Origin of the sequence: Streptomyces milbemycinicus, from assembly GCF_002154605.1 — a bacterium.
Lineage (GTDB): Bacteria > Actinomycetota > Actinomycetes > Streptomycetales > Streptomycetaceae > Streptomyces > Streptomyces milbemycinicus.
Window position 1 is genome coordinate 1 of sequence record NZ_MUNE01000863.1, and the last position, 8,118, is coordinate 8,118.

General features: G+C 72.0%; 8 protein-coding genes. 3 read left to right on the forward strand and 5 right to left on the reverse strand.

Annotation, left to right across the window (positions count from 1 at the left end; translation table 11 throughout):
* The 3 genes from CCN51_RS47790 to CCN51_RS47800 form a co-directional block, all read right to left on the reverse strand.
* The coding region (locus tag CCN51_RS47790) for an MFS transporter (RefSeq protein WP_086861022.1) at window positions 1-1,926 on the reverse strand (1,926 nt) is incomplete at its 3' end.
* 336 nt (window positions 1,927-2,262) lie between these two features.
* Window positions 2,263-2,712: an SRPBCC family protein gene (locus tag CCN51_RS47795; RefSeq protein ID WP_014175422.1), complete on the reverse strand. Its 450-nt coding sequence runs from the start codon at window positions 2,710-2,712 to the stop codon at window positions 2,263-2,265.
* A 123-nt stretch (window positions 2,713-2,835) separates the two neighbouring features.
* Window positions 2,836-3,414: a TetR/AcrR family transcriptional regulator gene (locus CCN51_RS47800; protein WP_014175423.1), complete on the reverse strand. Its 579-nt coding sequence runs from the start codon at window positions 3,412-3,414 to the stop codon at window positions 2,836-2,838.
* Window positions 3,415-3,638: 224 nt separating this feature from the next.
* On the opposite strand from CCN51_RS47800, the gene CCN51_RS47805 reads away from it, so the two are divergent.
* Complete coding sequence (locus CCN51_RS47805) at window positions 3,639-5,090, forward strand: MFS transporter (RefSeq protein ID WP_014175424.1); 1,452 nt, start codon at window positions 3,639-3,641, stop codon at window positions 5,088-5,090.
* Between the two features lie 86 nt (window positions 5,091-5,176).
* The gene (locus CCN51_RS47810) at window positions 5,177-6,235 is read left to right on the forward strand and encodes an Rv2578c family radical SAM protein (RefSeq protein ID WP_014175425.1); all 1,059 of its coding nucleotides are present in this window, start codon (window positions 5,177-5,179) and stop codon (window positions 6,233-6,235) included.
* Window positions 6,236-6,250: 15 nt separating this feature from the next.
* Here CCN51_RS47810 and CCN51_RS47815 read toward each other — a convergent pair whose 3' ends face one another.
* Both CCN51_RS47815 and CCN51_RS47820 read right to left on the reverse strand, forming a co-directional pair.
* A complete protein-coding gene (locus tag CCN51_RS47815; RefSeq protein ID WP_014175426.1) occupies window positions 6,251-6,607 on the reverse strand; it encodes a MerR family transcriptional regulator in 357 nt (118 codons plus the stop codon).
* A gap of 48 nt (window positions 6,608-6,655) precedes the next feature.
* Window positions 6,656-7,477, reverse strand: a complete 822-nt coding sequence (locus tag CCN51_RS47820; RefSeq protein WP_014175427.1) for an SDR family NAD(P)-dependent oxidoreductase — start codon at window positions 7,475-7,477, stop codon at window positions 6,656-6,658.
* 58 nt (window positions 7,478-7,535) lie between these two features.
* Between CCN51_RS47820 and CCN51_RS47825 the strand changes: the two genes are divergently transcribed.
* On the forward strand, window positions 7,536-8,072 hold the full coding sequence (locus CCN51_RS47825) for a GNAT family N-acetyltransferase (protein WP_043486520.1): 537 nt from the start codon (window positions 7,536-7,538) through the stop codon (window positions 8,070-8,072).
* Window positions 8,073-8,118 lie beyond the last annotated feature (46 nt).

Genomic DNA, 8,118 nt, shown 5'->3' on the forward strand with positions numbered 1-8,118 from the left:
GCGGTCGCCGACGGTGACGCTGACCGCCCGTGGCTGATGGCCGCCGGCCGCGGCGATCAGGATGTAGGAGCCCGCGCCCGGAGTGCTCAGCGCGTACCGTCCGTCCTCCCCGGTGGCGCCGCGCCCGATCTGGCGTCCGGCGATGTCGATGAGGGTGAGCGCCGCCCGTGGGACCGTGGTGCCGTCGTGGTGCTGGACGGTGCCGCAGACCGGGATGCCGGCGGTGGTGGGCGTCGGGGCGGTGCGGGGCACGGTGCGCGCGGCCGGGACGACGGGGTCTTGCTGGACGGCAAAGTCGGTGTGGGACACCAGAGGTTTCTCCTTCAGCAGGAAGGCGAGCAGGAAGCCCAGAACGAGCACCGGCACGAGATAGAGGAAGATGCGCGGCATGGCGTCGGCGTACGCCGCGATATAGCCGTCGCGCAGCGGGCCGGGCAGCGAGTGCACCAGCTGCGGGGTGACCGACTCGGGGTCGGGGATCCCGGGGCCGGACGCCCCCGGATCGGTGCTGCCCGTGGGGAGTTCGACCGCCAGGCGGTCGGCGAGGCGGTGGGCGAAGAGGGTGCCGAAGACGGCCGCGCCGACGCTGCCGCCCATCTGCCGGAAGTAGTTGTTGGCGCTGGTGGCGGAGCCGATGTCGGCGGGGCGTGCGGAGTTCTGGACGGCGAGCACCAGCACGGGCATGACCAGCCCCATGCCGAGCCCCAGGATCCCCATCCACAGGCTGTAGTCCTGGCGGGAGGTGTCCTCGTCCATCCGGGAGAGCAGCCACATGCCGATGGCGGAGAGCACGCCGCCGACGATGGGGTAGATCCGGTACCGGCCGGTGGCGCTGATGAGTTGGCCCGAGGCGACCGAGGCCACCACCATGCCGCCCATCATGGGCAGCAGCAACAGCCCCGACTCGGTGGCACTGGCGCCGTCGACCATCTGGAGAAAGGTGGGCAGATAGCTGGCGGCCCCGAAGAGCGCTACGCCGAGGACCATGCCGATGACGCCGGTGACGCAGAAGACCGAGTCGCGGAACAGCCGCAGCGGGATGATGGGTTCGACCGCCACCGACTCGATGACGACGAAGAGGATCGCGCTGCCCAGCGCCCCGAGCGCGAGCCCGAGGATGACTCGGGACTTCCACGGATATTCGGTGCCGCCCCAACTCGTCAGCAGCACCAGGCAGGTCGAGGACACGGCAAGGAGCAGCGCGCCGAGATAGTCGAAGCGCGCCCGCCGGGTCGGCTTGGGCAGCTTGAGCGCGACGGTCACGACGGCCAGGGTGACCAGGCCGAAGGGCACATTGACGTAGAAGCACCAGCGCCAGGACATGTGGTCGGTGAAGAAGCCGCCGAGCAGGGGGCCCGCGACCGACGCGAGGCCGAACGCGGCGGCGATGAGCCCCATGTAGCGGCCGCGCTCACGGGGCGGAACGATGTCCGCCATGATCGCCTGAATGCCGATCATCAGGCCCCCGGCGCCCACACCCTGGACCGCCCGGAAGGCGATCAGCTCGTCCATCGTGCGCGACCAGCCCGCGAGCGCGGAGCCGACCACGAAGACGGCGATGGAGAAGATGAAGACGCCCTTGCGCCCCATCAAGTCGCCCAGCTTGCCGTAGACCGGCAGCACGATGGTCGAGGCGAGGAGGTACGAGGTGACGGCCCAGGACATCTTGTCCAGGCCGTGCAGTTCACCGACCACCTTCGGCAGGGCCGTGGCCACGATGGTCTGGTCGAGGGCCGCCAGCAGCAGCGTGAGCATCAGCCCGAAGAAGACCATCCGGACCCGGGCCGGGCTGAGCCCGACCGTAGCGCCGCCACCACCCGCCGGGCCGGGGCCCGGCGCGTCGGGGCCCGGCGCCTCCCCGGAGGTCTGGTGCGCCGACTGCCACGCCGTCTCGTGCGCCTGCTGGACCTGTTGGGTCTGCTGCACGTGTTGAGCGTGCTGCGTGTGTTGAGCATGTTGGGCTTGTTGAGCCGCTTGTTGCGCCTGTTGCGCCGTCCGGGCCCAGGCGGGTCCGGGACCGGTGGCGCGCCCCGGCTCGCCCCCCTTGGCCAGGGGGGTCCAGGTGATCCCGCCCACGTCCTTCTCCCCTCGTCGCGCCTGCACCGCCGCCCATTTCTCGCATTACGCGACAACTGTGAGCAAGCGCGACGAATCGCCGCTGACCGGTGGGGAGAGGGACGTAAGAGGCTTTCGCCCCGGTCGGAGGGTGTGCGGCGGCTAACCGCGCCGCGGAGAAAACCACCCGATCCGGTGAGCCTTCAGTTACTTCTGCTTCGCGACCTCGGTGGCGAGGTTGGCGAGCAACGCATCATAGATCCGGGCCAGGCCCTTGGGCGCGAAGGTCCGCTCGAAGAAGCCGCCGATACCGCCCGCACCCTGCCAGACCGAGGTGACGACCACCCGCGCCTGACCCTCGCCCGCCGGGGTCACGACCCAGGTGGTGACCATCGAGGAGTTACGGTCCTTCTCGACCAGCTCCCCGTCGGTCGGCTCGGTCACCTCCAGCAGACAGTCGCGCACGCGCTTGCTGGTGGCCTGGAGCTTCCAGTGGACCAGCGTGCCCGCACCGTCGCCGCCCTCGCGTACCTCGTACTCGCTGAACTGCTCCGGCAGCAGCCGGCCACGCACACCGCTGTAGTCGGCGAGCGCGTCGAACACGTCCTCGGGGCTGCCCGTGACGATCCGCTCAGTGGTGGCCTCGACTTGGCCCATTGCTCTCCTCCACTCGCTGCACGGCGCCCCGGCCTGCGGCGCCCTCGACTGCGGCAAGCCAACCATTTTTGCTGGGACTTTGCCTAATTGGAGGCAGCCACCGGTAAAGCGGCCGCGGCTGGATCAGCGCACCGCGCGGACGCCGTCGAGGGCCACGCCGAGGACGCGGTCGCGCTGGGCGTCGTCGAGGAAGTTGGTCGCGGTGATCCCGGCGACCATCCGCAGCAGGTCGTCGAAGTCGATATCGGTGCGGATCCGGCCGGCCTGTCGCGCCCGGTCGAAGAGCGGGCCGCCCGCCCGGTACATCGACTCGCGGCAGGCCTGGAAGATGTCCGACTCATCGTCCATGGCCTCGCGGATCGCCCGCTTGGTGACGCTGTAGCCGACGAAGCGGCGCAGCCACGAGTCCAGCGCCTCCCAGGGCTCCAGCGCGGCGACCCCCTCGGCCACCCGGCAGAGCGCGGCGACCTCGTCGGCGTAGACGCTCTCGAAGAGATGGCGGCGGGTGGGGAAGTTCCGGTAGAGCGTGGCGATGCCGACCCCGGCGCGGCGGGCGATGTCCTCCAGCGGCGCCTCCGCGCCGCTCTCGGCGAACACCTCGCGCGCGGCCGACAGCAGCGCGTCGTAGTTGCGCGCGGCGTCCCGGCGGTACGGGCGCTGGGCCGCGACGATCTCGTCGACGGGGAGCTGCGGGACGGTCACGGGGGCCTCCGGGTGAAACGGGTCGAAGCAGGGATCGAAGCAATCGGTTTGAAAGTGGAGGTTGACCTCCGCTAGAGTGGAGGTACACCTCCACTTTATCAGTCGGGGCCGTGCACTGCCGGTCGCGCACCCTCGTGCGCCCACCGTTCCGCGGTGCCCGCGCCCCTGGCCGGCCGTGCCCAGGCGCACGCCGCCCCGTCCCTGTCCTGTACGGAGAGGTCACCATGCCCCGCAGCTCCACCCGCCTCACCTTCGCGGTCCTCGCGACAGGCGCCGGCGTGTTCTCCATGCTCCAGTCGCTGATCGCCCCGGCCCTGCCGACCGTGCAGCACGCCCTGCACACCTCCCAGTCCACCGCGACCTGGGTGATGACCGCGTATCTGCTCTCCGCCTCCATCTTCACCCCGATCCTCGGCCGCATCGGCGATCTGATCGGCAAGAAGCGCACCCTGGTCGCGGTCCTCGTCGCGCTGACGCTCGGCTGTCTGCTCGCCGCCCTCGCGCCCACGATCGGCGCCCTCATCGTCGCCCGGGTGATCCAGGGCATCGGCGGCGCGCTCTTCCCGCTCTCCTTCGGCATCATCCGCGACGAGTTCGCCGCCGAGGAGGTGAGCCCCAGCATCAGCAACCTCTCGGCGGTCATCGCCGCGGGCGGCGGCGTCGGGGTGGTCGCCGCCGGGCCCATCGTCTCCGCGCTCGACTACCGCTGGCTGTTCTGGCTGCCCGTCGGCATCGTCGCCGCCACCGCGCTGATCGCCCTGCGCTTCATCCCCGAATCCCCCACCCGCGCCTCCGGACGGGTCAACTGGCTCGGCGCCGTGCTGCTCTCGGGCTGGCTGATCACACTGCTGCTGCCGCTCAGCCAGGCCGCCGTCTGGGGCTGGGGATCGGCCCGGGTGATCACGCTCTTCGTGGCCGCCGCGCTGCTGTTCGCCCTGTGGCTGCTGGCCGAGGCCCGCTCCGCCAACCCGCTCATCGACATGCGCGTGATGCGACTGCCCGCCGTATGGACCACCAACGCCGCGGCGCTGCTGTTCGGCGCGGGCATGTACGCGATCTGGTCCTTCCTCCCCGCCTTCGCACAGACCCCGTCCGCCGCGGGATACGGCTTCGGCGCCAGCGTCACCGGGGCCGGGCTGCTGATGCTCCCCATGCTGCTCGCCATGTTCGGCGCGGGCGTGCTCAGCGGACGCCTCGAACCGCGCCTCGGCGCCAAGCGGCTGCTGGTGGCGGGCGCCGCGCTCGGCGCCGTCGCCTGTGGCTTCCTCACCCTGTGGCACGACCAGCAGTGGCAGATCGCGTTCGTCGCCGGGATCTTCGGCCTCGGCATCGGCCTGGCCTTCGCCTCCATGGCCAACCTCATCGTGGGCAGCGTCCCGGCCGAGCAGACCGGCGCGGCGACCGGTATGAACGCCAACATCCGCACCATCGGCGGCTCCATCGGCGCCTCCGTCACCAGCGTGCTGGTCACCAGCCGCCTCCAGCCCTCCGGCCTGCCGTACGAATCCGGCTACACCCACGGCTACGCCCTGCTGGCCGTGCTCTGCCTCGCCGCCACCCTCGCGGCCCTGCTCGTCCCGGCCCGCCGCGCCCGCCTCACCGCCGGCTCGCTCCGGGCCGTCGGCGCCCCGGCGAGCGCCGAGCCCCGGCACGCGGCGCCGAGCGCACGGGGCTGACCGCGACACGGCATCCGGGGGCTGACCCATGAATGAAACATGTGTTCTAATTCTGGGTACGAGCGAGACCCCCGGAGGTGCACGCCATGCGCTGGGACAACCTGACCGACGGCGACGGGGCCGCCGCGCCCGCCCTCTTCGCGGCGGACGCGGTGACCACCCGCACCTTCGACACCCCCGAGTTCCGCGGGATCACCTTCCACGAGATCCGCGCCCGCTCGATCGTCAACCGGGTGCCCGGCGCCTCCCGGATGCCGTTCGAGTGGACGGTGAACCCGTACCGCGGCTGCTCGCACGCCTGCGTCTACTGCTTCGCGCGCAAGACGCACAGCTATCTCGACCTCGACACCGGGCTCGGCTTCGACACCCAGATCGTGGTGAAGATCAACGCCCCCGAGCTGCTCCGCCGCGAGCTGGCCGCCGGCCGCTGGCGCGGCGAACACATCGCCATGGGCACCAACGTCGACTGCTACCAGCGGGCCGAAGGCCGCTACCGGCTGATGCCCGGCATCCTCACCGCCCTGACCGAACGCGCCAACCCCTTCTCCATCCTCACCAAAGGCACCCTGATCCTGCGCGACCTGGAGCTGCTGCGGCGCGCCTCCCGCGTCACCGACATCGGCGTCTCCGTCTCGGTCGGCTTCACCGACCCCGAACTGTGGCGCACCGTCGAGCCGGGCACGCCCTCGCCCCAGCGCAGGCTGGAGGCGGTGCGCACGCTGACCGACCACGGCATCCCATGCGGTGTGCTGATGGCCCCGGTCATCCCCTTCCTCGGCGACTCCCCCGAGCAGCTGCGCGCGACCGTACGGGCCGTCGCCGCGGCCGGGGCCACCTCCGTGACACCGCTCGTACTGCATCTGCGACCCGGCGCCCGCGAGTGGTTCACGGCCTGGCTCACCCACCACCACCCGCGCCTGCTGCGCCGGTACGACGCGCTGTACGAGGGCGGGACGTACGCGCCCCGGTGGTATCAGCGGCGGATCACCGGGATGGTCCACGAGTTCGCCGACGAGTACGGCATCGGCCCGCACCGCGCGGGCGCGCACCGGGGCGTCCCGGACCGTCCGGATACGGATGCGGATACGGATACGGACGCGGATACGGTCACCGCTGAGGCGCCCGACCAGCTGACCCTGCTGTAAGAGGCCGGCAGACGCTCATACGCTCGTGATCAGGTTGCTCAGGGCGGCCGCCAGCCGGTCGCGGGCCTCGGTCTGGGCGGCGATGCGCGCGTCGAGGACGGCGAGCCGGTCCCGGGCGATGCCGAGCCCTTCCTGGCTGGGCCGCGCGCTCGTCATATCGCCGTCCAGACAGGGCAGGAAGCAGCGGACGTCGTCCAGGGTGAGGCCGACGGAGAGCAGCCGGCGGATGTTGCGGACGCGGACGGCGGTCCGCGCGTCGTAGTCGCGGTAGCCGTTGTGCTCGCGCGAGGACGTGATCAGCCCCGCCTGCTCGTAGTGGCGCAGCGCGCGCGGCGTCGCGCCCGTGGCCTTCGCCAGTTCCCCGATCCGCACCGGTCCCACCTCCGGTGCCGTTTCTATCAGCTGTCGCTCAGCCGCCCATCAGCCGATCACCGCCCCGCCGTCCACCGGCAGCACGACCCCCGTCACAAACGCCGCCCCGGGCGAGGCCAGTTGCACGATCGCCCACGCCACCTCCTCCGGCAGCCCGATCCGCCCCAGCGGAGTGTGGGCCAGCTGCCAGGCCCGCACCTGGACGCGCTGCTCGGGCGTCAGCCCCTGGTGCTCCCCGATCGGGGTCTCGATCGCCCCGGGCGCGACCGCCACCACCCGCACCCCGCGCGGCGCCAGCTCCACCGCCCAGCTGCGGGTCAGCGTTTCGAGGGCGGTCTTCGTCGCCGCGTAGAAGGAGTTGCCCGGCCAGGCCCGCTGACCGACGGCCGTGCTGACGTTCACCACCACGCCGCCGCTCTCCTCCAGGGGCCCGAGGGCCGCGCGCGTCAGCAGGACGGGCGCGAGGAGATTGGTCGCCAGGAGTGGGGTGGCCAGCTCGGGGGTGATGTCGCCCAGCGCCGCGGCGCGCACGACCGCGGCGTTGTTGACCAGCACGTCCAGCCGGCCGTACGACTCGGTCACCCGCCGCACGATGTCCTCGGCGGCGCCCTCAGCGGTGATATCGGCCGGCAGGGGCTGGATCCGCGGCTGCCCCGCCGCCGTCTCCTCCAGCGGCCCGGGCCGCCGCCCGACCACCACCACCCGCGCCCCCTGCCCGGCGAGGGCGCGGGCGGTGGCCCGCCCGATCCCGGTGCCCGCGCCGGTGACGAGGGCGACCTTGCCGTCGAGGCTGTCGGCGCTGTCGAGGCTGTCAGGGCCGTCGTCGAGCGGGTGCGTTGTCCTGATGTCGGTGTCGCTGTTGTGGTTCATGGCGAGGATCGTGCGACCCTGCCGCCAATGGCAGGGTCAAGCGGCCTACGGTGGGCGGATGGACGGCGTACGCGTGAGGCTCATGACGGAAGCGGACATCGACGCCGTGGCGGCGGTACGGGTGCGCGGCTGGCAGGCGGCGTACCGAGGGCTCGTACCGCAGGCGCACCTGGACGGCCTCAGCGTCGAAAAGGACGCGGCGCGGCGGCGGGAGTTCTTCTCCCGGGGCCTGGGGGACGTCGTCAACCTCGTGGCCGAGAACGCGGGCGGCAAGGTGGTGGGCTGGGCCTGTCTCGGCCCGTACCGGGACCGCGATCTCCCGTCGGGCGACGCGGAGTTGTACGCGATCTACGTACGCCCCGACCTGATCGGCACCGGCATCGGCCACGCCCTGCTGACGGAGTCCATCACCAGAGCCGCCGAACGCGGCTTCCCGCACCTGCGGCTCTGGGTCCTCGAGGGCAACACCCACGCCCGCCACTTCTACGAGCGCGCGGGGTTCACCCCCGACGGCGGCCAAGAGGACTACGCGGTGGACGGCGTTCCCGTCCCCGAGCTGCGCTACGCCCGGTCTCTCGCCCCCACGCGCGTCTGAGGTCCCGCCGCCGGGACGTACCGCCGCCGGGACGTACCGGCGGCGG

What these genes read in the sequence shown, in the direction of transcription:
- CCN51_RS47820 (WP_014175427.1), bottom strand. Translation starts at nt 7,477, where the DNA reads ATGAACCACAACAGCGACACCGACATCAGGACAACGCACCCGCTCGAC.
- CCN51_RS47810 (WP_014175425.1), top strand. Translation starts at nt 5,177, where the DNA reads ATGCGCTGGGACAACCTGACCGACGGCGACGGGGCCGCCGCGCCCGCC.
- CCN51_RS47825 (WP_043486520.1), top strand. Translation starts at nt 7,536, where the DNA reads ATGGACGGCGTACGCGTGAGGCTCATGACGGAAGCGGACATCGACGCC.
- CCN51_RS47795 (WP_014175422.1), bottom strand. Translation starts at nt 2,712, where the DNA reads ATGGGCCAAGTCGAGGCCACCACTGAGCGGATCGTCACGGGCAGCCCC.
- CCN51_RS47805 (WP_014175424.1), top strand. Translation starts at nt 3,639, where the DNA reads ATGCCCCGCAGCTCCACCCGCCTCACCTTCGCGGTCCTCGCGACAGGC.